This is a genomic window from Micromonospora sp. WMMA2032, assembly GCF_002688545.1.
GTDB classification, from domain to species: domain Bacteria; phylum Actinomycetota; class Actinomycetes; order Mycobacteriales; family Micromonosporaceae; genus Micromonospora; species Micromonospora sediminicola.
This window is the reverse complement of record NZ_CP024052.1, coordinates 6,211,514-6,236,810: the sequence shown is the minus strand read 5'-3', so window position 1 is coordinate 6,236,810 and position 25,297 is coordinate 6,211,514. Positions and strand designations below refer to the sequence as shown.

The 25,297-nt window shown below is 74.0% G+C and carries 21 protein-coding genes; 7 read left to right on the top strand and 14 right to left on the bottom strand.

Annotated elements, in window-relative coordinates:
* Window positions 1-79: 79 nt before the first annotated feature.
* The 3 genes from CO540_RS28975 to CO540_RS28965 form a co-directional block, all read right to left on the bottom strand.
* Window positions 80-988 carry a hypothetical protein gene (locus tag CO540_RS28975; protein ID WP_099164375.1) on the bottom strand — a complete coding sequence of 303 codons (909 nt, stop codon included), beginning with the start codon at window positions 986-988 and terminating at the stop codon, window positions 80-82.
* Window positions 989-1,154: 166 nt separating this feature from the next.
* A complete protein-coding gene (locus CO540_RS28970; protein WP_099164374.1) occupies window positions 1,155-2,807 on the bottom strand; it encodes a CocE/NonD family hydrolase in 1,653 nt (550 codons plus the stop codon).
* 2 nt (window positions 2,808-2,809) lie between these two features.
* Entirely contained in the window at window positions 2,810-3,343 is a 534-nt protein-coding gene (locus CO540_RS28965; RefSeq protein ID WP_099165008.1) for a MarR family winged helix-turn-helix transcriptional regulator, read from the bottom strand.
* Between the two features lie 139 nt (window positions 3,344-3,482).
* On the opposite strand from CO540_RS28965, the gene CO540_RS28960 reads away from it, so the two are divergent.
* On the top strand, window positions 3,483-5,618 hold the full coding sequence (locus CO540_RS28960) for an MMPL family transporter (RefSeq protein ID WP_099164373.1): 2,136 nt from the start codon (window positions 3,483-3,485) through the stop codon (window positions 5,616-5,618).
* Window positions 5,619-5,669: 51 nt separating this feature from the next.
* Here the strand turns inward: CO540_RS28960 and CO540_RS28955 are convergent, their stop codons facing one another.
* Entirely contained in the window at window positions 5,670-6,536 is an 867-nt protein-coding gene (locus CO540_RS28955; protein WP_091573384.1) for a lytic transglycosylase domain-containing protein, read from the bottom strand.
* Between the two features lie 32 nt (window positions 6,537-6,568).
* Window positions 6,569-8,035, bottom strand: a complete 1,467-nt coding sequence (locus CO540_RS28950; protein ID WP_099164372.1) for a DedA family protein — start codon at window positions 8,033-8,035, stop codon at window positions 6,569-6,571.
* A gap of 131 nt (window positions 8,036-8,166) precedes the next feature.
* Between CO540_RS28950 and typA the strand changes: the two genes are divergently transcribed.
* The gene (typA, locus tag CO540_RS28945) at window positions 8,167-10,032 is read left to right on the top strand and encodes a translational GTPase TypA (protein WP_091573382.1); all 1,866 of its coding nucleotides are present in this window, start codon (window positions 8,167-8,169) and stop codon (window positions 10,030-10,032) included.
* 601 nt (window positions 10,033-10,633) lie between these two features.
* On the opposite strand, the gene CO540_RS28940 is transcribed toward typA, so the two are convergent.
* Entirely contained in the window at window positions 10,634-11,299 is a 666-nt protein-coding gene (locus CO540_RS28940; protein WP_099164371.1) for a class I SAM-dependent methyltransferase, read from the bottom strand.
* A gap of 71 nt (window positions 11,300-11,370) precedes the next feature.
* Here CO540_RS28940 and CO540_RS28935 point away from each other — a divergent pair, with 71 nt between their 5' ends.
* A complete protein-coding gene (locus CO540_RS28935; protein ID WP_099164370.1) occupies window positions 11,371-12,237 on the top strand; it encodes a serine hydrolase in 867 nt (288 codons plus the stop codon).
* 4 nt (window positions 12,238-12,241) lie between these two features.
* Here the strand turns inward: CO540_RS28935 and CO540_RS28930 are convergent, their stop codons facing one another.
* The gene (locus tag CO540_RS28930) at window positions 12,242-13,039 is read right to left on the bottom strand and encodes a tyrosine-protein phosphatase (protein ID WP_099164369.1); all 798 of its coding nucleotides are present in this window, start codon (window positions 13,037-13,039) and stop codon (window positions 12,242-12,244) included.
* A gap of 44 nt (window positions 13,040-13,083) precedes the next feature.
* Between CO540_RS28930 and CO540_RS28925 the strand changes: the two genes are divergently transcribed.
* Window positions 13,084-14,181 (top strand): mandelate racemase/muconate lactonizing enzyme family protein, encoded by a 1,098-nt coding sequence (locus CO540_RS28925; protein WP_099164368.1) that lies wholly within the window; start codon window positions 13,084-13,086, stop codon window positions 14,179-14,181.
* 56 nt (window positions 14,182-14,237) lie between these two features.
* Window positions 14,238-15,155, top strand: a complete 918-nt coding sequence (locus tag CO540_RS28920; RefSeq protein WP_099164367.1) for an NlpC/P60 family protein — start codon at window positions 14,238-14,240, stop codon at window positions 15,153-15,155.
* A gap of 60 nt (window positions 15,156-15,215) precedes the next feature.
* On the opposite strand, the gene CO540_RS28915 is transcribed toward CO540_RS28920, so the two are convergent.
* The 3 genes from CO540_RS28915 to pnuC all read right to left on the bottom strand — a co-directional run bounded on the left by CO540_RS28915 (window position 15,216) and on the right by pnuC (window position 18,514).
* A complete protein-coding gene (locus CO540_RS28915) occupies window positions 15,216-16,214 on the bottom strand; it encodes a TerC family protein (protein ID WP_099164366.1) in 999 nt (332 codons plus the stop codon).
* 564 nt (window positions 16,215-16,778) lie between these two features.
* Entirely contained in the window at window positions 16,779-17,864 is a 1,086-nt protein-coding gene (locus CO540_RS28910) for an AAA family ATPase (RefSeq protein ID WP_099164365.1), read from the bottom strand.
* Window positions 17,861-18,514 carry a nicotinamide riboside transporter PnuC gene (gene pnuC, locus CO540_RS28905; RefSeq protein WP_099164364.1) on the bottom strand — a complete coding sequence of 218 codons (654 nt, stop codon included), beginning with the start codon at window positions 18,512-18,514 and terminating at the stop codon, window positions 17,861-17,863. The genes CO540_RS28910 and pnuC overlap by 4 nt, the downstream gene beginning before the upstream one ends.
* 98 nt (window positions 18,515-18,612) lie before the next feature.
* Here pnuC and CO540_RS28900 point away from each other — a divergent pair, with 98 nt between their 5' ends.
* Window positions 18,613-18,906, top strand: a complete 294-nt coding sequence (locus tag CO540_RS28900) for an antibiotic biosynthesis monooxygenase (protein ID WP_091573374.1) — start codon at window positions 18,613-18,615, stop codon at window positions 18,904-18,906.
* 90 nt (window positions 18,907-18,996) lie between these two features.
* Here CO540_RS28900 and CO540_RS28895 read toward each other — a convergent pair whose 3' ends face one another.
* The 4 genes from CO540_RS28895 to uvrB all read right to left on the bottom strand — a co-directional run bounded on the left by CO540_RS28895 (window position 18,997) and on the right by uvrB (window position 23,348).
* Window positions 18,997-19,896 (bottom strand): DUF5753 domain-containing protein, encoded by a 900-nt coding sequence (locus CO540_RS28895; RefSeq protein WP_099164363.1) that lies wholly within the window; start codon window positions 19,894-19,896, stop codon window positions 18,997-18,999.
* An 84-nt stretch (window positions 19,897-19,980) separates the two neighbouring features.
* On the bottom strand, window positions 19,981-20,349 hold the full coding sequence (locus CO540_RS28890; protein ID WP_099164362.1) for a VOC family protein: 369 nt from the start codon (window positions 20,347-20,349) through the stop codon (window positions 19,981-19,983).
* Between the two features lie 25 nt (window positions 20,350-20,374).
* On the bottom strand, window positions 20,375-21,208 hold the full coding sequence (locus CO540_RS28885; protein WP_099164361.1) for an AraC family transcriptional regulator: 834 nt from the start codon (window positions 21,206-21,208) through the stop codon (window positions 20,375-20,377).
* A 28-nt stretch (window positions 21,209-21,236) separates the two neighbouring features.
* A complete protein-coding gene (gene uvrB / locus CO540_RS28880; RefSeq protein WP_091573370.1) occupies window positions 21,237-23,348 on the bottom strand; it encodes an excinuclease ABC subunit UvrB in 2,112 nt (703 codons plus the stop codon).
* A 550-nt stretch (window positions 23,349-23,898) separates the two neighbouring features.
* On the opposite strand from uvrB, the gene CO540_RS28875 reads away from it, so the two are divergent.
* Complete coding sequence (locus CO540_RS28875; RefSeq protein ID WP_253866266.1) at window positions 23,899-25,293, top strand: hypothetical protein; 1,395 nt, start codon at window positions 23,899-23,901, stop codon at window positions 25,291-25,293.
* Window positions 25,294-25,297 lie beyond the last annotated feature (4 nt).

Below are 25,297 nucleotides of genomic sequence, written 5' to 3'. Positions count from 1 at the left end.
GTTGTTGCGCAATACCTGTTGCGGATCTGTTCGGACGCCGCGGCGTCCGCGTCGACGCGGACGCCGCGGCACCGGACGGTCAGGCGGTCAGCCGCCGGGACAACTCGTCAGCGACGTCCCGGGCGATCTGCGGCGGGATCGCCTCGGCGATCTTCTCCGGCGGGAGGCCGGCGAGGACCCCGCTGACGATCTGCTGCTCGTCGGTGAAGTCCTTGCCCGACAACTCGTTGACCTGCGCGACGAGCGCCGGCCAGGCCCGCGCCATCGCCAGCATCTGCTGCAACGGCGAGTTGGCCATCGGTGGGGTGACCAGGCCGGTCGTGTTGACCGGTGAGATCAGCCAGTTGCGCAGGTTCTCGACGTCGGCCAGCACGTCGCCGACCGTGCGGTTCGGGTAGCCGGTGTTGCCGACGAGCTTGTCGGTCTGTTCCATGTCGTCCTCCGGTTTCACAGGGGCGATCAGCCCGATCGCGGTGAGATAACGGCGGAACAGCGGGGTCTGGTCCCGGCCCGCCTTGGTGGAGTCGCGGAAGAAGCTGAAGTGGGTGTGGAAGAGGTGGCTGCTGTCGCCACTGGTGCGCTTGCCGAGCCGGTCCCAACGCCGCACGGTCCGGCCGTCCGGGGAATAGATGATCTCCCGGATGTCCCGGGTGTCGGCCGCGTTCGCCGCGCACTGCGCCGCCATCCAGGTGGAGAAGGTGCGCAGGGTGTGGGTGGCGCCGCCGGAGCGGACCGAGAACGTGCCGACGTCCAGCGCGGACGCGTACAGGGTCAGCCCGGAACGGTCCCGGATGGACTCCACCACCGAGTAGTCGTTGACGACCACCCGGTCGGAGCCACAGTGGTAGCCGCCCCGGTGGTTCGCGTCTCCGACGATGCCGACCTCGGCCGGTTCCAGGTCCTGATCCCGTACGGCGTTCTTGTCGACGTTGAGGTAGGTGAGCAACAGGTTGCGGACCGCCAGCAGGTTCGCCGGAGCCGAGGTCATGGTGGATCCCCTTCCGATCGATGGCCGGCAGGGCATGACGATCACAGCACGTGATGGCTTGCGATCTGCGGTCGCGCCCCGCCGATGAGTTGCACGGCACCGGGCACCTGCTCCGAGCTTAACCACGGTTTGGGGAAAACGCCCAGTTCAGAGGCGGTATTTGGAACTATCGGGCCGCTGTGGACGGTGCCGGCGCCAACGGCAGGTCCAACCCCGAGGGATGTTCACCATCGTGCAGCACATCGCGCCATCCAGCACGAAGAGTCACGGCGGTGCCGAGCGGCTCCCCGGTGCCGGGGTTGCGGGCGTATCGCGGGTGGGCGCCGCCGGAGACCTGCAGGCGCAACCGGTGCCCGGACGCGAACCGGTGCGCGGTCGGCCAGAGCGTGACCGGAACGCGGACCGCGCCGGAGGCGTCCCGGGGGAACCGGTCCGGCTCGACCCGGGCCAGCCCGTCGCAGACGTTCCAGGACCGCCCGCGCCGGTCCACGTCGCACAGTCGCACGAACACGTCCAGGTACGACAGTTCGCTGCGCAGGTGGATCTCGGCGTGCACCGGCCCGACCACCTCGACGGCGGCCGGCAACGGCTCGGTGGTGTAGGTGAGCACGTCCGGCCGCGACTCCACCGGCCGGTTGTCCACCGCGCCCGCCCGCTGGGCCACCAGCAGCGGTCCGCCCAGCGACGGGGTCGGATCCGCCGGGTCGTACCAGATCCGGTCCGGCGCCTCGGCGTCCGGCGGCGTGCGGTCCAGCCGGCCGTCCGACCGCAGGTGCCAGCGCGTCGGGGTGGCCGGCGGCGGCCAGTCGGGCAGGTCCCGCCACCCGCCGCCGTCGCCGCCCACGTGCACCCGCACCGGTGCGCGCTCCGGCCGGACCCGGCCGGCCAGGTGCGTGTCGAGCCAGTCCAGGCCCTCCCGCAGGGCCGCCACGAGCAGCCCCGGGCTGCCGTGGGTCCAGGGACCGACGGTGAGCCGGGGCCGGGCGCCGGCGGCCCGCAGCCGGGCCCAGTCGTCGAGCTGCGCCGGGAGGAAGATGTCCTGCCAGCCGCTGACCATGGTCACCGGCGCGCGCACGTCGGTGATCCGGTCGCCGAAGACGCGGGTGCGCCAGTAGTCGGCGTCCGGCGTGTGGTGACGCAGCCACTCCTGGAAGAACGGCACGGTCACGCCGGTGGCGACCCGGTCCGCCTCGGCCAGCGGAAGGTGGGACAACGCGCGGGCCAGTCGGGGTTGGCCGCGTTTGAGCTCCCACTGCCGGGCCAGCCAGGGCACGGTCTGCGCCTCGAGCAGCTCCGCCCAGGTGAGCACCGTGTCGAGCGCGAAGGACTCACCCGCGTACGTCGAGTCGCGGGTGGCCGAGGCGGTCACCACGGCGACCATCGCGCGCAGCTCGTCGCCCGCCTCGGCGGCCACCGCCCACTGCACGAACCCCTGGTAGCTGGCGCCGAACATGCCGAACGCGCCGGTCCACCAGGGCTGGCGGCGCAACCAGTCGAGGGTGTCCAGGCCGTCGTCACGCTCGTGCACCAGCGGGACGAACTCGCCACCGGAGCCGTCCGTGCCGCGGCAGGACTGGATCACCACGTGGAAGCCCCGTTCGGCGATCAGGCGACCGAGCAACCGGACCGGCCCGCCCCGGCCGTACGGGGTGCGGATCAGCACGCACGGGGCGCCGGCGAGATCCGGCGCGTAGTGGTCGGTGCGCAGGCAGGTGCCGTCACGGACCCGGACCGGGAGGTTCCGGGTGACGGTCACCCGGCCGGTGCGGGCGGCGGGCAACCGCAGTGCCGCCGCGACGAGCCGGGTGACCGGTCGCACGGTCAGCGGTCGCCGGCGGGGTCGGGGGCGGCGGCGCGGCGGGGCTCGCCGCGGGCGGCGCGCACCTCGTCGCGGTGCGCCCGCATGGACCGCATCATCTCGGCCATGAACCGGTGCACCACGGCCAGCTCGTCGTCGGTGAACCGGGCCATCACCTCGTCGGTGCGGCGGCCGAGCGGCCCGAAGAAGCTCTGCGCCAGGGTGGCGCCCCGGTCGGCGTAGTGCAGCAGGACCTTGCGGCGGTCGACGGTGTCCCGGTCGCGCCGGATGTGGCCCGCGCGCTCCAGCCGGTCGACCAGCGCGGTCACCGACCCGGAGGAGAGATTGAGCACCTCACCGAGCCGTCCCGGGGTGATCGGCTCGCCGACCAGCTCGGCCTCCATCACCGCGATGAGAGCCTGCAGGTCGGTGGCGTTGAGCCCGTGCAGGCCGGCGAACGCGTGCCCGACGTGCTGCGCGTCGAACGAGTAGCGACGCAGGTCGTTGGTGATCTCCGCGACCATCCGCCCCCGCGGGTCGTCCCGCCGCCGGTACATGCCGTGCCCCGCCACCGCTCGCCGCCACCCCCTGCCCGCTCCGGTCCGGTTGCAGCATAGGCCCTCCCCGGATAATCTCGCTCATCAAGATACTCTCTCGGCAAGAATCACCCCCGCAAAGAAACCTGTGAGGGCACCGATGTCACTGTTCACCCGCGTCGCCCGGGGCCGGTTGGCCGCCTGGCTCACCGTGGTCGCCGCACTCGTCGTCGGCGCGGTCGTCTTCGGCCTACCCAAGCCGGACAATCCCCAACCCGTCTCCGCCACCGGCCTGTCCGTCGAGTGGCAGTCGACGCAGGTCGAGCGGCTCCAGGAGCAGCTGCCCTCCCGCGACACCCAGCCCGCCCTGGTGGTGGTCAGCCGCGACGACCGCGCCCCGCTCAGTGCCGCCGACCGCAGCGCGCTCGACGGCGCGGCGGCGGAGCTCGGCGCGCTCGCGGCCGGCGGCCGGGTCGCCCCCGCCCAGGTCTCCCCCGACGGCACCGTCGCGCTGGTCGTCGTGCCGCTGTCCACCGCCGGCGATCAGCAGGCCGTGGTCGACGAGGTGGTCAAGGTGCGCGACGCGGTCGGAGACCTGCCCGCCGACCTGACCGTCGAGGTCACCGGCGGGCCGGCGTTCACCGCCGACCTGAGCAAGGTGTTCCAGGGCGCCGACACCACCCTGCTGCTGGTCACCGCCGCCGTCGTGGCGCTGCTGCTGCTGGTCACCTACCGCAGCCCGTTCCTGTGGCTCGTACCCCTGCTGGTCGTGGCCGCCGCCGAGCAGCTCACCCTGCGCACGGTGGAGACCGTCGTGCCCGCGCTCGGCATCTACCTGCCCAGCGGCCAGGTCACCGGCATCGCCAGCGTGCTGGTCTTCGGCGCCGCCACCGACTACGCCCTGCTGCTCATCGCGCGCTACCGCGAGGAGCTGCGCCGGGACGAGAACCGCTTCACCGCCATGCGCTCCGCCCTGCGCCGCACCGCCGAGCCGATCCTGGCCAGCGGCGGCACCGTCGTGCTCGGAGTGCTGACGTTGCTGCTGTCGGAGCAGGAAACGAACCGGGCGCTCGCGGTGGCCTGCGCCATCGGCGTCGTGTTCGCCATGCTCTCCGCCCTGTTCGTGCTGCCCGCGGCGCTGGTGCTCTTCGGCCGTGGCCTGTTCTGGCCGTTCGTCCCCCGGGTCGGCGGCGCCGCCCGCGAGGGCCGGCTCTGGGGACGCCTCGGTGCGCTGGTCGTCCGCCGGCCGCTGCCGGTCGCGGTGCTGGCCACCCTGCTCCTGGCCGGCCTCGCGCTCGGCGGCCTCGGTATCCGCACCGGCCTGTCCGAGACCGAGCAGTTCCGCGAGAAGCCCGAGGCGGTCGCCGGCGCGGAGACCCTTGCCCGGGCCTTCCCCGCCGGCAGCACCCAGCCGGTGGCCGTGCTCACCAACCCGCAGGCCGCCGCGGCGGTCGTCGCCGCCGCCGACGCGGTGGACGGCGTCGCGTCGGTCCGCCCGGGCCTGGCCGGGGACCGGGTCGCCCAGGTCGACGTGGTGCTCACCGCCGAGCCGGGCACCGCCGCCTCCGACCGCGCGGTCGTGGCGCTGCGCGACGCGGTCGCCGCCGTGCCGAACTCGGCGCCGCCGACCGTGGCCGGCGCGGAAGCCCCCGACGGCGCGCTGGTCGGCGGCACGGTCGCGGCCACGTACGACTCGAACGAGGCCAACACCCGCGATCTCCGGCTGATCCTGCCGATCATCCTGCTGCTGGTCGGCGCCGTGCTGGTGCTGCTGCTGCGCGGCCTGCTGGCCCCGCTGCTGCTGGTGCTGACCGTGATCGCGTCGTTCTTCGCCAGCCTCGGCGCGGCCTGGCTGCTCTTCGACCACGTGCTGGACTTCCCGGCGCTGGACTCCGGCGTGCTGCTGCTGGCGTTCGTGTTCCTGGTCGCCCTCGGCGTGGACTACAACATCTTCCTGGTCACCCGGGCCCGGGAGGACGCCCGCCGGGTCGGCACCCGGGACGGGATGCTCTCCGCGCTGCGCGTCACCGGCGGCGTCATCACCAGCGCCGGTGTGCTGCTCGCCGCGGTCTTCGCGGTGCTGGGCGTGCTCCCGCTGATCACGCTCACCCAGATCGGGATCATCGTCTGCATCGGCGTGCTGCTGGACACGCTGCTGGTCCGCACCGTGCTGGTGCCGGCGCTGGCGTTCCTGCTCGGCGACCGGTTCTGGTGGCCCGGTCGGATCAGCCGGGAAGCGGACGCGCCGGCCGAGGCGCCCGGCGCGCCGGCCGAACCGGTCACCGCGCGGGACTGACCCGACGTCCGGGGGTCGGCGTCACGCCGGCCCCCGGACACCCGACGGGCCTCAGAACGCCAGGCACTCGCAGCTGGTCATCAGCTCGCGCACGTTGTAGACGTACTGCGGGTTGGGGATGGCCAGTGGCTGCCCCTCCCGGGCGACCGCGCCGTGGCCGTAGTTGTACGCCGCGATCACGGCGTTGAGCAGGCACGAGTTCAACTCGGCGGTGCACAGCGAGGCGTCCAGCCGGTAGTCGGACTCGAAGTACATGTCGCCGATGTACTTGGTCAGCCAGGCCAGGTAGGTGCCGCCGAGGTAGGCGTTGTCCCGGTAGTCGTCGATGTCGTAGGACTGGCCGAAACGCTGGTTCATCCACTCCGCCGTGGCCGGCATGACCTGCATCAGCCCGACGCCGCCGTCACAGGCGACGATGGTGGACTGCCAGCCGCTCTCCTGCCAGGCGGTGGCCTTCATCAGGACCGACGGGATGCGGATGTCCGGCGCCGACGTGGGCCAGTAGGTGCGGGCCGCGGCGTCGGCCAGCGCCGCCTTCACCTGGCTCTGCGTCGCCTTGGTGCCCCGGTGGCTGGGCTTGCAGCCGGCGGGCGCCGGCTTCGGCGGGGCCGGCGGCACCTGGGTCTCGGTCGGCGGCTTCGGCTTCGCCAGCGGCTTGGTGGACGTGCGGGACGGCTTCGGCCGGGGCTTCGCCGACGCCGACGGGCTGGGCCGCCCGCCCATCGCCTCGACCGCCGGCGGCTCCTCGCTCGGCGCGTCGGCGGGCGCCTCCTCCGGCGCCTCGACCGGGGCCACCGTGGGCAGCTCCGCGGCCACCTCCCGGACCGGCTGCTCCTCGCCGCCGCAGCCGGTCACCAGACCGGCCGCCACCAGCGCCGCCACCGCAGCCGCAGCCCACCGGCTGACTCCTCGCCGCATCGAACCTCCCCGTGGTCCCCGTCCGGCGCACCCTAGCAGGGATCGACGGGCCTGCGGGGTACCCGCGACGCCGGCCGCCGCTCCCGGGGCCGCGGCGGGCCCTCCCCCACGACCGGCCGGCCCGGGGCGGCGGCCCCGGGCGCCGGCCCGCCGTCGCCGTCCGCCGCGCGGTCCCGGGTCGCCCAGGCGACCACGAACACGGTGGTCCACGCGGCGCCCAGCAGCACCGCGGACGCCGTGCCGCTGGCCGTGCTCCAGCCCAGGTAGAGCCGGGCGCCGGTGACCGCGACCACGCCCGCCGACGCGGCGGTCCACACCGCCACCCCGACCGGCCAGCGGGCCCCCCGCGACAGCAGCCAGGCCAGCGTGCCGAAGCTCGCGGTGACCACCGCGTTCTGGGTGGGGAACAGGTCCCGGACGTCGTCCGGCCCGCCCGGACCGGTCAGGTCCGCCACCACCACCAGCAGCACCAACGGCACGGCCGCGCCGACCGTCCCCACCACCCCCAGCGGGTCCGCGCGCCAGGACCGCCGCCGGCCGGTCACCACCACCGCCACCAGGGCGACCGCCGTGATGAGGACCCAGCCGCGCAGCACCGACACCGCGCCCAGCGCGGCGTCGACCACCCCCTGGGTACGCCGGGCGGCGAACCAGTCCGCGACCAGCCCGTCGAGCACGCCCAGCCCGCTGTGCCGGACCACCGCCTCCAGCAGGGCGGCCACGGCCAACCCGGCGCCGAACAGCAGCGCCAGCCCCAGCACCAGGTTGATCAGCAGCGTCCAGACCGGGCCGACGCGCATGCCGACCAGGAAGAACAGCACCCCGTAGCGGTTCCGCAGCCAGCGCAGCGGCGGCAACGCGCCGGCCCGGGCCGCCAACGCCCGGACCGGGTCCGGGTTACGTCCCAGCCACCGGCCGGCCAGCACCACGCCGAGCAGGCACACCAGCAGCACCAGCACCGCCCCGGTGGCCCGGCCCAGCAGCTGCGACACCCGCTCGTACGACTCGCCGGCCAGGTAGCCGGCCAGCACCGAGGCGCCGACCCAGCTCACCACCCCGGCCAGGTTCCACGGCGCGAACCGCCGGTACGGCAGCCCGGCCGCACCGGCCAGCCGGGGCGCCAACGTGCGGGCGAACGCCACCCAGCGGGCGGCGAACACGCCCCGCCCGCCCAGGCGCTCCAGCAACTCGTCGGCGCGTCGCCAGCGGTGCGCTCCGATCCGGGCGCCGAGCCCGGAGGCGCGCAGTCGCGGCCCGTACCGCCGCCCGGCCCGCCACGCGAGTGTGTCTCCCATCACGGCGGCGGCCACCATGGCCAGCAGCGCGGGGACGAGCCGTAGCGTCCCCGCGTACGCTAGGAAGCCGACCAGCAGCAGGGTCGCCTCGCCCGGCACCAGCAGCCCGAAGATCACCGCGGTCTCACCCGCCACGATCGTCGCGGCGGCCAGGTAGATCAGCAGGGGCGGCAGCTCCTGCAGCCAGTTCAGCAGGTCAGGCATCCGGCACCCCGCACGGGAGCCAGCATGCCAGTCGCTGGAACGGTCGGCACAGCACTTTCGCCACAGATCCGGGCGATCTCGGGGTGACCCCGAGGCGTGCCCCGGCAACCGCAGACAGGAGTATGGAGGGTATGCAGCTACGCACCGACCTCCGCAACGTCGCCATCATCGCCCACGTCGACCACGGCAAGACGACCCTGGTCGACGCCATGTTGCGGCAGGCCGGCGCCTACGGCGCCCGTGGTGAGGACACCGAGCGGGTCATGGACTCGATGGACCTCGAGCGGGAGAAGGGCATCACCATCCTCGCCAAGAACACCGGCGTGCGGTACCTGCCGGCGGACGGCGACCCGGTCACCATCAACATCATCGACACCCCCGGTCACGCCGACTTCGGTGGTGAGGTCGAGCGCGGCCTGACCATGGTCGACGGCGTGGTGCTGCTGGTGGACGCCAGCGAGGGCCCGCTGCCGCAGACCCGGTTCGTGCTCCGCAAGGCGCTGCGCGCCCGGCTGCCGATCATCCTGGTGATCAACAAGGTGGACCGCCCCGACGCCCGGATCAAGGAGGTCGTGGACGACACCTATGAGCTCTTCCTCGACCTGGACGCCGACGAGGAGCAGATCGACTTCCCGATCGTCTACGCCTGCGCCCGCGACGGCATCGCCTCGCTCACCCAGCCGGCCGACGGCGCCGTGCCGGACGACAGCAGCAACCTGGAGCCGCTGTTCCGCACCCTGCTGGACACCATCCCGGCGCCGGCGTACGAGGAGGACGCGCCGCTCCAGGCGCACGTCACCAACCTCGACGCCTCGCCGTTCCTGGGCCGGCTCGCGCTGTGCCGGGTCCGCCAGGGCACGATCAGCAAGGGCCAGACCGTGGCCTGGTGCCGCACCGACGGCAGCACCCAGCGGGTCCGCATCTCCGAGCTGCTGATGACCGAGGGCCTGGAGCGCAAGCCGGCCGAGTCGGCCGGACCGGGCGACATCATCGCCGTCGCCGGCATCCCCGAGATCATGATCGGGGAGACGCTGGCCGACGCCGAGAACCCGATCCCGCTGCCGCTGATCACCGTCGACGAGCCGGCCATCTCGATGACCATCGGCACCAACACCTCGCCGCTGGTCGGCCGGGTCAAGGGCTCCAAGGTCACCGCCCGGATGGTCAAGGACCGGCTCGACAAGGAGCTGATCGGCAACGTCTCGCTGCGGGTGCTGCCCACCGAGCGGCCGGACGCCTGGGAGGTGCAGGGCCGTGGTGAGCTGGCGCTGGCCATCCTGGTCGAGCAGATGCGCCGCGAGTCCTACGAGCTGACCGTCGGCAAGCCGCAGGTCGTCACCAAGGAGATCGACGGCAAGACCTGCGAGCCGGTCGAGCGGCTCACCATCGACGCGCCGGAGGAATACCTGGGCGCGATCACCCAGCTCCTCGCCACCCGCAAGGGCCGGATGGAGCAGCTGGTCAACCACGGCACCGGCTGGATCCGGATGGAGTGGCTGGTGCCGGCGCGCGGCCTGATCGGCTTCCGCACCGAGTTCCTCACCGACACCCGGGGCACCGGCATCCTGCACCACGTCTTCGAGTCCTACGAGCCGTGGTTCGGCGAGCTGCGCACCCGCAACAACGGCTCGCTGGTGGCCGACCGCGCCGGCGCGGTCACCTCGTTCGCCATGATCAACCTGCAGGAGCGCGGCCAGCTCTTCGTCGAGCCGACCACCGAGGTGTACGAGGGCATGATCGTCGGGGAGAACTCCCGCTCCGACGACATGGACGTCAACATCACCAAGGAGAAGAAGCTCACCAACATGCGGGCCTCGACCTCCGACGAGACCGAGAAGCTGATCCCGCCGCGCAAGCTGTCGTTGGAGCAGGCCCTGGAGTTCTGCCGCGAGGACGAGTGCGTCGAGGTCACCCCGACCTCGGTGCGCATCCGCAAGGTGATCCTGGACCAGACGCAGCGGGGCCGGATGGCCGCCCGCCGCAAGCACGCCGGCTGACCCACCAGCCCGACGCCCCACCCGGAGCCCGGCCCGCCACCCCGGCGGACCGGGCTCCCCCTTTCCCCGTCACCCGTCACCCGTCACCCGTCACCCGTCACCCGTCACCCGTCACCCGTCACCCGTCACCCCGTCGATCATGAAGTTGGCGGCGATTTCGGAGATCAACTCTGCCGCCAACCTCATGATCGACGGGGTGGGGGCGAGATCTTGGTACGAAATGGCCCCCATAGGGGCGCTTTCCTTCCAAGATCTCCGCGTGTCTCGATATGTGGTATCGGAGTCGCCTTGTGGGAGGGAACGAACCGGTGAGGCGGGGGGCGGGGCTGAACGGAAGGGGGCCGCGATGGGGTGCGAGAGGCGGAGACGCGTTCCGCGGCGAAACGCCGGGGGCGGCCGGTTCCTGGCCCCGGTCACCGCGCCGTTGCGACTGCTGGACGGGTGAATGGCACGACGGGCGGGAGCTGGCAGGACGGAGCCGAACCCCGTGGCCGGGGGAGGAAAGGACGGGGCAGGAAAGGCCGTGGCGGAGCGGGAGGCAATCGCGGAGACAGCGGGGAGCCGGGCAGCGGGACGGGTGGGCACCGCTGACGGGTGGCCGTCAGCGGGGTCTGGTGGCGCGCAGGGCCAGGATGTCGGGGACCGGGCCGGAGCCGGACTCGACCACCTCGTCGAGCACCAGGCCGGCGGCGGCGACGGCGGTGAGCAGGTCGGCCAGGGGCAGGTGCCAGGCGCCCACCCGGGCCCGCACCCCGCTCGCGTTCCAGGACCGGGTCGTGCGCTCCCGGGTGGCGTAGCCGCCGTCGATCACGATCCGCCCCGGCTCGGACCGATCCGCGAAGGCGCCCACGAAGCAGGGATGCACCCCTATGTGCACCAGCCGGCCGCCCGGGGCCAGCACCCGGGCCGCCTCCGCGATCGCGGCCGGATAGTCCGGCATGTCGGTGTGCGCCAGCACGCAGACCACGGCCGGCAGGGCGCCGTCGGCCAGCGGCAGGGCGGTGGCGTCGGCACCGGCCACCGGCAGCCGGGAGCGGGCGTGCCGCAGTTGTCCGGTCGACAGGTCCACCCCCACCGGCGACCAGCCGAGCCGGTGCAACTCGGCCGCGTGCGCACCGGTGCCGCAGCACAGGTCCAGGCACCGCCCGGGGCCGGCGCCCAACAGCTCCGCCAGCACCGATCGGACCCGGTCCATGTAGGCCGCGGAACCGACGGTGGCGTACTCCTCGTACCAGTCCGCGATGTCGTCGTACAGGGCGGTCGTCATGTCCGCACGCTAGCCCCGGACCCGGCCGTGCCGCTGCCCCGCGCGCGCCGAAGATCCGCTACGGTCACTCCATGATCTGGGAGGACCTCGACGCGCACCTGGACAAGGTGCCCGGCACCGTCTCCGCGTACGTGGGCCGCCCCGGCGCGCGGCCCACCTGGACCCGGCGGGCCGACGCCACCCACTACGCGGCGAGCACCATGAAGGTCGCCGTCCTGGTGGCGCTGCACCGCGCCGCCGAAGCCGGCCGGCTCGACCTGGACGCGCCGCTGCCGGTGCGCAACTCCTTCGACTCCGCGCTGCCCGGCGCGCCCCGCTTCACCAACGCCCGCGACTACGACAACGACGAGGCGGTCTGGGACCGCGTCGGCGGCGCCGCCCCGCTGCGCTGGCTGGCCGAACGCATGATCGTTCGTTCCAGCAACCTGGCCACCAACATCTGCATCGGCCAGGTCGGCCTGCCCGCCGTCGCGCAGGCGTGGGCGCTGGCCGGCGCGCGGCACAGCGTCACCGGCCGCGGCATCGAGGACTTCGCGGCCCGCGACGCCGGCATCGACAACCTGGTCACCGCCGCCGACCTGGCCGCCCTCCTCGGCGAGCTGGCGCTGGGCGCGAACCGGCCCGGCCCGCTGGCCTCGCCGGCCGGCTGCGCCGCCATGCTCGACGTGCTCGTCGCCCAGGAACACCGCGAGGACCTGGCCGCCGGCCTGCCCGACGGCACCCGCATCGCACACAAGAACGGTTGGGTACGCGGTGTCCGCCACGGCGCCGGCGTGGTCTTCCCGGACGACGCGCCGCCGTACACCGTCGTGGTGTGCACGACCACCGACCTGGCCGACGGCGGCGCGGACGGCGAGCAGGTCGAGGACGACGCCTGCCGGCTCATCGCGCACGTCTCCGCACGGGTGTGGGACGCCCGGCACGAGCTGGCCGGCTGAGGTCCTACTCCAGCAGCCCCGCCCGCAACCCCGCCCGGACCTCGTCGGTCACGCCCAGCCCGTCACGCAGGTACGCCTCGAACGTGCCGTGCACCCGGCGCACCTCGTCGTAGGCGGCGTCGAGATACTCGGGGCGCACCTCCAGCAGCGGCCGGGCCACCGCCGGGTCCAGGTCCGGCCGACGGCGCGTCATGGCCGTCAGCAGCACCTCGCGCAGGCTCTCGGTCAGCTCGTTGTGCCGCAGGTAGTCGGCCCGGATGGCCGGCTCCGGCACCCCCAGCGCGGTCAGCAGCACCACCGACAGCCAGCCCGTCCGGTCCTTTCCGGCCGAGCAGTGGAACAGCAGCGGCAGGTTCGCACCGTCCGCGGCCAGCCGCACCGCGGCGCCGAACCCGGCCCGGGCCGACTCCCCGGTGACGAACCAGCGGTAGATCGCCGTCATCGCCCCCGGCATGCCCTCGGTGGCCAGCGCCGCGTACGCGTTCAGGTCGTGGCCCTGGAGCACGGCCGAGACGTACGTGAACACCGGGTGCGCCGCGTCGTAGACCGGCAGGTGCACCCGCCGGGGCTCGCCCACCAGCCGGTCCGGCGGGGCCACCGCCTGCTCGTCGGCGTCGCGCAGGTCCACCACGCAGGCCACACCGAGCTTGCCCAGCACCGGCAGGTCGTCGTCGGTGAGCCGGCCCAGCGCCGCGGTGCGCAGGAGCCGCCCGGCGCGGACCCGCCGCCCGTCCGTCGTCGGCAACCCGCCCAGGTCGCGGGCGTTCGGCGCGCCCACCAGCTCCCAGTCCCGCCCGGTCATCGGCCCTCCCCTGCTCGCTGCCAGTTGCCTATAGGGTGCCCCACATGACGATCGCCGCGGTACGCACCCACCGGCTCTCGGCCCCCTTACACACCCCGTTCGTCACCGCGCTGCGCCGCACCACCACCGTGGAAACCCTGGTCGTCGAGGTGATCGACGGCGACGGTCGCTCGGGTTTCGGCGAGGCCCCGCAGGTGTGGCAGGTCACCGGCGCGTCGGTCGCCGGGGCCGAGGCGTGCGTCCGCGAACTGCTCGCGCCGCTGCTGACCGGTCGCGACGCGGACGACCTCCAGGCCCGGTGCGCGCAGGTGCGCGGGGCCGTGGTGGGCAACGAGTCGGCGAAGGCGGCCGTCGACGTGGCGCTGCACGACCTGGCCGCGCGGCGACTCGGCGTACCCCTGGTGCGGCTGCTCGGCGGCACCGCGCTGCGCGTCCCGACGGACGTCACGCTGGCCGCCGGCGACGCGGTCGACCTGGCCACGGCGGCCGGCCGGCGGCGGGCCGAGGGGTTCACCGTGCTCAAGCTGAAGGTCGGCACCGACGCTCTCGGCGACCTGGACCGGGTCCGTTCGGTGCGCGCCGCCGTCGGCCCGGACGTCCGGATCCGGCTGGACGCCAACCAGGGCTGGACGCCCCGCGAGGCGGTCCGGGTGATCCGCGGCATCGAGGACGCCGGGCTCGACGTCGAACTGGTCGAGCAGCCGGTGCACCGCCGCGACCTGGACGGGCTGGCCTGGGTCAGTGACCGGGTGGACCTGCCGATCCTCGCCGACGAGTCGGTCTTCGACGTACGCGACCTGGTCGAGGTGATCCGCCGCCGGGCGGCCGACATGGTCAACGTCAAGCTGGCCAAGTGCGGCGGGCTCCAGCCGGCCCGCACGCTGCTCGACCTGGCCGCCGCGCACGGCATGGGCACGATCGTCGGCTCGATGATGGAGGGTCCGGTCGGCGTGGGCGCGGCCGCCAGCCTGGTGGCCGCGTACGGCACCACGGCCGTGTCGGACCTCGACGCCGCCTGGTGGCTCGCCTGGTCGCCGGTCGGCGGCGGGCTCCGGTACGAGGGCTCGACCGTGCTGCTGCCGGACGCGCCGGGGCTCGGGATCACCGACGTGAGTGAAGCTAAGGTTCAAAGCCGCGGTTGAGTGTCGTTGGAATTTTTCATAGGGTCGCCCGGAGAAGCGTGGGAGGAGGGGTGCACATGGCGCCTCAGCCGGGCCACCAGGCCGTCGTACGGGTCGCGGTGGCGACCCTGTGGACCGCACCCGAGGCGGTCCGCGCGATCGACCGCCCCGCCCTGGCCGACCCACCTGACGTCGCCGCCTGGATCGCCGCGATGGACACCGAGCAGCAGGTCGGCGACTGCGTCCTGACCCAGCTGCTGCTCGGCGAGCCGGTGCTGGTCACCGAGGTCCGGCCGGACGGCTGGGCCCGGGTGGTCGCGCTCGGGCAGCCGGCCGCCAAGCTCGACGTCCGCGGCTACCCGGGTTGGCTGCGCACCGCCCACCTCGTCGGGCCCGTCGACGCCGCGCCGACCGCCGGCACGCTGGTGGTCGACGTCGTCCGCACCGCGCTGCGCGCCGCCCCGGACGGACCACCGGCGCTTCCCGGCGTGGTCCTCGGCACCCACCTCGCCTCGGCCGGGCGACCGGTGGACGGCTGGCGGCCGGTCCGCGCGCCCGGCGGGGTCGACCCGCTCTGGGCGCCGGAGGGCGACCTGGTGCCGCTGCCCGGCGAACGGCCGGAGGCCAAGGAGGTGCTCGCGGTCGCCGAACGGCTGCGGGACCTCGTCTACGTCTGGGGCGGCCTGTCCACCGACGGCATCGACTGCTCCGGCCTGGTGCACCTGGCCTGGCGGCGGTACGGGACCACCCTCCCCCGGGACGCCGACGACCAGGCCGAGGCCACCACCCCGCTGGCGTTGGACGACGAGCGTCCGGGCGATCTCTACTTCTTCGCCCGCCCCGGCCGGCGCATCCACCACGTCGGCATCGTCTCGGCCGAGCCGCACGACGGCCGACGCCGGATGCTGCACGCCTGCTACCGCACCCGCCGGGTGGTCGAGGAGGAACTGCCGGAGGCCCGGGTCGCCACCCTCGTCGGCGCCCACCGGGTCTGACCGGGCGGACGGATCAGGGACGCCCCCGACCGGCGGGGACGCCCCTGACGTACGCACCGGTCAGCTACGCGCCTCGGCCAGCTCGCGCCGCCGGTCGCGGGACGACTTGACCAGGCTCGCCACCGTGGCGACGGCCAGCGTGCCGAGGATGACGGTCAGCGACAGCCAGATCGGGATGTGCGGCGCCCAGGCCACGTGCTCACCGCCGTTGATGAACGGCAGGTTGTTGTCGGCCAGCGCCTCCAGGACCAGCTTGACGCCGATGAAGCCGAGCACCACGGCCAGCCCGTAGCTGAGGTAGATGAGCCGGTCGAGCAGCCCGCCGAGCAGGAAGTAGAGCTGCCGCAGCCCCATCAGCGCGAAGACGTTGGCGGTGAAGACGAGGTAGGGCTCCTGGGTGATGCCGAAGATCGCCGGGATCGAGTCGAGCGCGAAGATCAGGTCGGTGGTGCCGATCGCGATCATCACGATCAGCATCGGGGTGAACAGCCGCCGCCCGTTCTCCCGGGTGGTCATCCGCGCCCCGTCGAAGTCCCGGGACAGCGGCAACGCCTTGCGGCTCCACCGGATCAGCAGGTTCTCGCTGAACTCGTCCTCGTCCGGCTCGCCCTGCCGGGCCAGGTTGATCGCCGTGTAGATGAGGAAGGCGCCGAAGATGTAGAACACCCAGGAGAACTGGGAGATCAACGCGGCGCCCGCGGCGATGAAGCCACCGCGCATCACCAGCGCCAGCAGGATGCCGATGAGCAGCACCTTCTGCTGGTACTGCCGGGGCACCCCGAAGCGGGCCATGATGATCACGAAGACGAAGAGGTTGTCCACCGAGAGGCTGTACTCGGTGAGCCAGCCGGTGTAGAACTGGCCGGCGACACTCGCCCCGGAGGTCGCCCAGAGCACCGCGCCGAAGACCAGCGCCAGCGCCACGTAGAAGCCGACCCAGAGGCTCGACTCCCGGACGCTGGGCTCGTGCGGGCGGCGACCGATGATGAACAGGTCGGCGAGCAGGACCGCGATCATCGCGGTCAGGGTTACCGCCCACACCAATGCGGACACGTTCAAATCCATCCTCCGGCAGACACGCAGCGTCGGGCACACCGTACGCCGGGTGTGGGGCCGGGGTGCGTCGACGCTGACTCTGGTGACTGTCGGAGGTCTCTTCCGCCGGGGCCTGGTGGTCCCGACCGACGGAGCCGGGTCGAACCACCGGGGGGTGCCGGCGCTCTTCCGTGCTGACGACTCCGTCGCGGGGGAATACTCCCCTCCTCGGCCGCCATTGTTCACCATCACCCCCAGGTGCCGCATCTCCGGGCGTCCGATCGGGCCTGTCGCGTGCCCTGACTCACGTCACGTCGCGCAGTGCGTCCTAGGAGGCTAGGTGAACGGCCGGAAGCAGGCGTCAGCGTGTCGCCCTGGGGTGACCCGATCAGTCAAGAGCGATATACCTCAGAGGCATAGATATGCCTCTGAGGTATATCGCTCTTTGCGGGCCTCTCGGTCGCGGGCTCCGCGCGGATCCGGGAGCCGGTTCAGGCGGGAGGCAGACGAGCGGCAGCCGGGCCCCGGCCAGCGGGACCCGGGCCAGCCGAAGCCGAGCCGGGCAGGCAGTCCGGGAAGCGGGAGCCGTCAGGGGCGCGCGGGCAGCACCGGATCGGTGAACGACCAGCCGGCGGCGAGCAGCGCGTCGCACGCGGTCACCGCCGTGGCCAGCCGCTCCTCGTGCCCGCCACGCAGCTCGACCACCGGCGCCCCGCACCCGGCCAGCTCGGCCCGGAACCGCCCGGTCATCCACGCCCGCAGGTGCTCCCCGTCGCGCAGGCCGTCGTCGTCGAACGGCACTCCGGCGTCGTCGGTGAGCAGGTACAGCGCCGGGCGACGGGCGGCCGCCCGGACCCGGGCCGAGGACGACCCGAGGTAACGCTCCTCCCAGATCGCGGTGGCCCGGGCGTCGGTGTCGCAGAACAGCAGCGGACCGCTGAGCCGGGCCGCCGCGTCCTCGGCGGCCTGCTGCTCGCGGACCACCTCGACGAAGTCATCCCGGTCCCAGCTCACGTCGACGACCGTCGCCTCCGGGCGGGACCGGCGCAGCGCGGCGAGCTTGCGCTCGGTCAGCTCGCGGCCGTACTCCGGCACCCAGGCGGTCCGGTAGTGGGCGGCCAGCGCCCGCGCCATGGTCGTGGTGCCGGTGGACTCGGCGCCGACCACCACCACCCGGCGGACCAGCCACGCCCGCACCGGCGGGCTCAGCCATCGCCAGTGCGCCGCCGGGTCCGCGCGCACCGCGGTGCCGGACACCGGTACGGCCCGACGCCCCGGGTCCACGGCGACCGCGACCGCGTCGAACCGGCGGGCCAGTTCCTCGCCGTACGCCTCGGAGGAGAAGACGGCGTCCACCGGCTCGCCGCCGAGCGCGTCGGCGAACACCGCGCAGTGCAGGTCCCAGACCGCCGGATCCGCGTAGTCGACGGGGTGGTCGTCGTACCGGCCGACGAAGCGCACCCACGGGGTGTCGGCGTGGTTCTCGCGCAGCCAGGCCAACCTCAGCTCCAGCGGGATCGACTCCCGGCTCGACGGCGCCACCACCACGGTCACCGCGGCGCAGCGGGCGGCGGCCGCCTCGACCAGCGCGTGGTGCCCGGCGTGCGGCGGATAGAACTTGCCGACCACCAGGCCGTGCCGAAACGGCCGTCGGTCGCCGGCAGGCCCGCTCATGCCGCCACCGGCGCGGGGCCGGGTGGCACCGGCGTGGCCGCCGCACGCCGCCGCAGGTCCGCCCGCCAGGCCCGCAACCCCACCACGCAGAGCGCCAGGAAGATCAGGTACAGCCCGCCGGTCAGCCACAGTCCCTTGTACGCGTAGAGCGGTATGTAGATCAGGTCGGCGGCGATCCACAGCCACCAGCTCTCCACCAGCTTGCGGGTCTGACCGTAGGTGGCCAGCAGCGACAGCGCCGTGGTGACCGCGTCGGCGAGCGGGACGGTGGAGTCGGTGGCCCGGTCCAGCAGCGCCCACAGGCCGGCGGTGAGCAGCACCCCGGCCGCGCCCAGCGCCCACCACTCCCGCCGCCGCGTGCGGGCGACCGTCAACCGGCTGCGCCGCTCGCCGCCGACCAGCCAGTGCCACCAGCCGTAGACACCGAGCGCCACGTAGACGAGCTGGAGGCCGGCGTCGGCGTACAGGCCGGCGGTCCAGAACAGCACCATCAGCAGCAGCACGTTCGCGATGCCGACCGGCCAGTTCGCGATGTGCTGGCGGGTCACCAGCCAGACGTTCACCACGCCGGTGACGAAGCCGAGCAGCTCGGCCCAGGTGGTGCCCGCGCCCAGGACGGTGAACGCGGTGCCGGTGAGCCAGTCGAGCATGTGTCCTCCCCCGCTGCCGGCGCCGCCATGGAGGGATGCGGCCCGCCGGAGCGCCCCCGGAGCGTACCGGTGGGCGCCCGGCATGAAAGGCTGCGGTCATGGTTCTTGAGGTCGCGCTGATCGACGTGACGCCCGGAAACGAGGACGACTTCGCCGCCGCCTACGCGAAGGCCCGTCCGGTCCTCGCCGGCGCCGAGGGGTGCCGCTCCGTGCGGATGACCCGCGGCGTGGAGTCCCCCACCCGGTTCGTGCTGCTGGTCGAGTGGGACTCGGTCGAGGCGCACGACGTGAACTTCCGGCAGACCGAGCGGTTCGCGCAGTGGCGAGGGCTGATCGGCCCGTACTTCGCCGGCCCGCCGCTGGTCGAGCACTTCGTCGACGTGCCCGCCTGATCTGTCGTACCCCTCACATAGCCTGCGCGCGACGCGCGGCCACCGGTCCCGACGGGCATCGGGGGCGCCGGGCCCGGTGGGCGCGCGGCGTCACTCCAGCTCGTGCGGGTCCCGGGGCCGGGGCACCGGCGCGGCCCCGAGCCGGCGGGCCAGCAGCTCGGCCGTCGCCTCCCCGGTCAACGCCGCCGCGAGCAGCCGCTCGATCACCTGCTCGTAGCGGGCCACGTCGGTCTCGGCGACCAGGCGCAGGTCCGTGGTGAGCGTCTCCACCAGCACCGTGCGAGGGTCGGCCGGGTCGGGATAGGCGTAGTAGGAGAAGGGCGCCAGCGGGTGCAGGTCGTCGCCGGGCGAGGCGCCGCGCGGCAGCACGCGGACGGTGACGTGCGGCCGCTCGGCCAGCGTCAGCAGGTGCCGCAGCTGGTCCCGCCACACGTCGGCCGGCAGGCCGCCCGGGTCGCAGGCCCGCTCGTCGATCAGCGCGGTGTAGTGCGGCGGGTCCGACCGCACCAGCAGCTCCTGGCGCACCGCCCGGGCGCGGACGTCGGCCTCCACGTCCACGCCGTCGGCGAGCAGCGCGCCGGCGGTCACCCGCAGCCGGGCGTACGCCGGGGTCTGCAACAGCCCGGGCACGAGCGCCGGCTGGTACTCGACGATGCGCTCGGCGCCCGCCTCCAGCTCGGCGTACGCCCGCTGCCGCTCACCCATCTCGCCCAACGCCTTGGACCAGCCGCGGCCGGTGGCGGCGTCGCGGGCGATGACGATCAGCTCGTCGCGCTGGTGCGGTGGCACCGCGTAGACGTCGAGCAGGTCGAGGACGTCGGCCAGGTCGGGCCGGCTCTGACCCAGCTCGATGCGGGACAGCTTCGATGTGGACGCCCAGCCGAGCCGGGCGCACACCTGCTCCAGCGTCATCGACTCACGCCGACGCAGCCGGCGCAGCTCGACGCCGAGCCGCACCCTCCGGACGACAGGACTTGCTGACAACGGCATGCGCGCCTCCCAGGGTGGGAGCGTACGCATGACCATCACACACGGCAATACCTCGCTCGCGCAGAGCTACCGTGCGGGACGCGGTCAGGGACGGTAGGTGCCGAAGGACCAGACCACGCCGGCCACGTCGCGGGCGGCGTAGTCGCGGGAGCCGTAGTCGGTGTCGAACGGCGCCCGGACGATCTCCGCGCCGGCGGCGCGGGCCTGCTCGTGGTGCGCGTCGACGTCGTCGACCGCCACGTAGACGCGGTAGTCGTCGTCGGCCGGCCGGCTCGCCGGCGCGGGCCCCGGCCCGACCATGACCAGGTCGTCGCCGTGACCGAGTTGGGCGTGGCGGATCGTGCCGTCAGGCCCCTCGTGCAGCTCGTGGACGGTGAGGCCGAACGCCGACCGGAGGAAGTCGACGCCGGCGCGGACGTCGGGATAGCGCAGGACCGGATAGATGCTTCGCATGCCGGTCAGTCTGCCGCCCGCCGGGTCACCCGGGATTGGACGAATGCGATCCGGTCCGGACCAGCGCCGCGGGTGTGGCGCCGGCGAACTCCTGGAACTCCCGGATCAGGTGCGACTGGTCGTAGTAGCCCCACCGGGCCGCCCGCTCCGCCCACCCCGTCCCGTGCGGGCCGGCGGCCGGCGCCGCGCACAGGGTGCGGCCCAGGCTGGCGTACGCGCGCTCGAAGCGCAGGAGGCGGGCGACGGTCTTCGGCGGCAACCCGAACTCGCGCCGGAACCGCACCGCCAGATGGCGGCGGGACCAGTCGACCTCGTCGGCCAGAGCGCCGACGCTCACCGCTCCGCCGGTGCGGTCGAGGCGCCGCCAGGCCCTCAGCAGGCGACCGTCGACCGGGTCGGTGGCCGCCAGCCGCGCGGCGAGGGCGGCGTCGAGCCGGGCGAAACGCGCCGGCCAGGCCGCCTCGGCGGCCAGCTCGTCGCGGAGCCGGACCAGCCAGCCGCCGACCCCGTCGACCGGGACCGCCCGGTTGGCCAGCTCACCCAGGGGCACCCCGAGGAACCGCCGGGCGGCCGGCGCGCTCAGCACCACCTGCACGCCCGCGCCGGTCCCGGTGGTGCGGGTGACGCACCAGCCGTCGAACGGGCCGGCCAGGAAGGCGCTGCCGGAGACCCCCCGACCGACGGCGCGCGGGTCGGCGACGTCGAGGGGGTCGGCCCAGCCGAGGATCAGCACCACGAAGGCGCCCGCGACCTCCCGGCGCACCAGCGGGGTGGACGCGACCTCCCGGTAGCCGAGGTAGCGGTCGACCCACGGACGCAGCCGGGGATCGGGCAGCCCGACGACGGCCTCGGTCAGCATCGCACCCCTCCCCGCGCCGGCGTGCCGGTCACCGCACCCCGGCGGCGTCCATCCCGCGCAACTCCTTCTTGAGGTCGGAGACCTCGTCCCGGATCCGGGCGGCCAGCTCGAACTGCAGCTCCCGCGCGGCCGCGAGCATCTGGTCGTTGAGCTCCTGGATGAGGTTGGCCAGGTCGGCCCGGGCCATGCCCTCGCGCGACGGCGTCGCCGCACCGCCCCGACCCCCACGGCTGCGCGTCTCCTTCACCGGCGCCTTGCCCCGGGACAACTGCCGGGCGGCCCCGCCGACCGTGGCGTTCTCGGTGTCCTCCGCCTCGCGGTAGATGTCGTCGAGGATGTCGTGGATCTTCTTGCGCAGCGGCTCCGGGCTGATCCCGTGGGCCTCGTTGTGCGCGATCTGCTTGGCCCGGCGGCGGTTGGTCTCGTCGATCGCGTTCGCCATCGACGGGGTGATCTTGTCGGCGTACATGTGGACCTGGCCGGAGACGTTACGGGCCGCGCGGCCGATCGTCTGGATCAGCGACCGGCCGCTGCGCAGGAACCCCTCCTTGTCGGCGTCGAGGATCGCCACCAGGGAGACCTCGGGCAGGTCGAGGCCCTCCCGGAGCAGGTTGATGCCGACCAGCACGTCGTAGTCGCCCTTGCGCAGCTCGCGCAGCAGCTCGACCCGGCGCAGCGTGTCGACCTCGGAGTGCAGGTAACGCACCCGGATGCCGTTCTCCAGCAGGTAGTCGGAGAGATCCTCGGCCATCTTCTTGGTCAGCGTGGTGACCAGCACCCGCTCGTCGCGCTCGGTGCGCAGCTTGATCTCGTGCATGAGGTCGTCGATCTGCCCCTTGGTGGGCTTCACCACCACCTCGGGGTCGATCAGGCCGGTGGGCCGGATCACCTGCTCGACGAACTCGCCCTGGGCCTGCTCCAGCTCCCACGGGCCGGGGGTGGCGGAGAGGAAGACCGACTGGCCGACCCGCTCCAGGTATTCGTCGAACCGCAGCGGCCGGTTGTCGGCGGCGCTGGGCAGCCGGAAGCCGTGGTCGATCAGCATCCGCTTGCGGGAGGCGTCGCCCTCGTACATCCCGCCGATCTGCGGGATGGTCACGTGCGACTCGTCGACCACGGTGAGGAAGTCGTCGGGGAAGTAGTCGAGCAGGCAGTGCGGCGGGCTGCCGGGCAGCCGGCCGTCCATGTGCATCGAGTAGTTCTCGATGCCGGAGCAGAAGCCGACCTGGCGCATCATCTCGATGTCGTAGGTGGTGCGCATGCGCAGCCGCTGCGCCTCCAGCAGCTTGCCCTGGCGCTCCAGCTCGGCCAGCCGCTCGGCCAGCTCGGCCTCGATGTCGCGGATGGCCCGCTCCATCCGCTCCGGACCGGCGGCGTAGTGCGTCGCCGGGAAGATCACCAGGCTGTCCACCTCACGGACCACGTCACCGGTCAACGGGTTGAGGTAGTAGAGCTTCTCGATCTCGTCGCCGAACAGCTCGATCCGGACGGCCAGCTCCTCGTAGGCCGGGATGATCTCCAGCGTGTCGCCGCGGACCCGGAAGGTGCCGCGCTGGAAGGCCATGTCGTTGCGCGTGTACTGGATGTCGACCAGCCGCCGCAGCAGCTGGTCGCGGTCGAGCTCCTGGCCCACCTTGGCCCGCACCGCGCGGTCGAGGTATTCCTCCGGCGTGCCCAGGCCGTAGATCGCCGAGACGGTGGCGACGACGATGACGTCGCGCCGGGTGAGCAGCGACATGGTCGCCGAGTGCCGCAGCCGCTCGACCTCCTCGTTGATCGAGGAGTCCTTCTCGATGTAGGTGTCGGTCTGCGGGATGTAGGCCTCGGGCTGGTAGTAGTCGTAGTAGGAGACGAAGTATTCGACCGCGTTGTGCGGCAGCAGCTCGCCGAACTCCTTGGCGAGCTGGGCGGCGAGGGTCTTGTTCGGGGCGAGCACCAGGGTGGGCCGCTGCAGCCGCTCGACCAGCCACGCCGTGGTGGCGCTCTTGCCGGTGCCGGTCGCGCCGAGCAGCACCGTGTTGCGGTCGCCGCGGCGCACCCGACGCTCAAGGTCGTCGATGGCTGCCGGCTGGTCGCCGGCCGGCTGGAACTCGCTGACGACCTGGAAGCGGCCGTCGAGCCGGGGAATGTCGAGCGCCATGACACCAACCGTACGCCCGCGGTCCGACACTTCCCCCGACGACCACGGACCGTCCCTGATCGGCTTCGATATTCCCATTGTGTGGCTCATCTCACCGGTCTACCCTCGTACCGTAGGCCGCTCGCGGCGGCCGCCCGGGCCGGTGGCCGCCCCCTCCGGGGGCCCGGCCGCCCCCGGCGCCAGGGCCGCAGCACCCGGGACGACCGGCGTGCGCGCCCACGGTGGTCGCGCCGACGGCGCTGACCGGCCGCCGCGAGCGCCCCTGCTCGTCACCGAAACCCCACCGCCGCGTTCTCCACGTGTGGAGACCTCTCCCGAGCGCCGGCCGCGAGGCGATCACACCCCGGACACCGGCGCGCCCACCCCGGCCGCGGAACCGGGCCGGCCGCGCACCGAGAGAGTCCCCCACCGGCCCACCGCACGCGGCGGCGGCGACCAGGCCGTACCACGCGAGCCGGGCCGGGGGCACCGGCGCGGCCGGACCAACGCCCCGGCACGACCGGCCACGGTCGCCGGTCGCCGTCGGCGGACCGACGCCGGCACCGGCCGGTTGTTTGCCCGGTCCGCCGGCCCCGACGACGACCCGGAGACGGACGGCAGGGCCGACCCGCCCGATCCACCGGGCCGGCGGCGCGTCGCGTTGGCCGCGCTCGTGGCGGCCGCCGCGGCCTCCGCGGCCGTCCTCGTCGCCGGCCTGCCGGGCGGCTCGCCGGAGCCGGCCGACCGACCCGGGGCGGCCCGTGCGCTGAGCGCGGACGAGGCCGATCGGGTGGCCGCGCTACGGGTCGGCAACCTGCGGGACGTCCGCGCCGGCGTGCGGGTCGCCGTCGGCGCCGGCGGCGACCGCGTCGAACTGCTCGGCTGGGTCGACTGGGCCCGGCCGCTGGTCTACCTGGACGTCGGCGGGCCCGGCGCGGGCGCCGACCGCGGGCTGGCCCAGGCCACCGCGTCGACGCTGCTGGTCCGCCCCGACCCGAGCGCGCTGCCCACACCCGCGCGCCCGCCGCTGGTCCCGCCGGTCGACCGCTGGCGGCTCCGCGAGCCGCCCGCCGGGCGGGGCCTGGCGGCCGTACGCGACCTCCTGCTCTCACTCGGTGCGGACCGGGTCGACCCGGCCGGACCGAACGGTCGCTGGCTGCGCCGGGAGACCCTCGGGGGCGTGCCGGTGGACGTGGTCCAGGCCCCGCTGGCCGGCGGCGCCACGCCGTCGGGCGCCCCCGCGCCGACGCTCTGGATCGACCCGGACGCCCGCCTGCACCGGCTGACCGGCCGGCTGCCCGACGGCGCCCCCGTCACCGTCGACCTGGTTCGCGTCGACCGACCCACCCTGCGCCCGGTGGACGCGCTCGGCGGGCCCCCCGGGCAGCCCCGGGCGCTCACCGACGACGAGGCCGACCGGCTGGCCCGGCTGCCCGCCCGACTGCGTGCCGCCGGTGGCGCGGCGGTGACCGTGGCCGCCCCGCTCGGCCCGTCCGCCAACCTGGGCGGCGCCGGCACGCTGAGCTGGGCGGCGCCGTCGGCCTACCTGGCGGTGAGCGACGAGGACACCGGCCGCCGGTCGCTGCGGTGGATCCGGCCGGGGCGGGTGGCACAGACACCCGGGTCCCCCGACGGTCCGGGCACGCCACCGACGCCGGTGCCGACCGGGCTGCTCACGGCCACCGCCCGGCCGGCCGCCGACGACCTGGACCGGCTGGTCGACGCCACGCTGCGGGCCGCCACCCGCGCGCCCGCCGCGGCGGCGGTCCGGATCCGCGAGGACCGGCTGGCCGACCACGTGGTGGACGTCGTCGAGGTCCCGGGCGGCCGGCGCTGGTGGCTCGACCGGGGCGGGCTGCCGCGCCGGGTGGAGCTGCGTACCGGCCGGGGCGTCTGGGTCCGGCTCGACCTCACCCCCGGACGGAGACCGGGCGCCGGCCCGACGGCCGCGCCGTCCGCACGCTGACCGC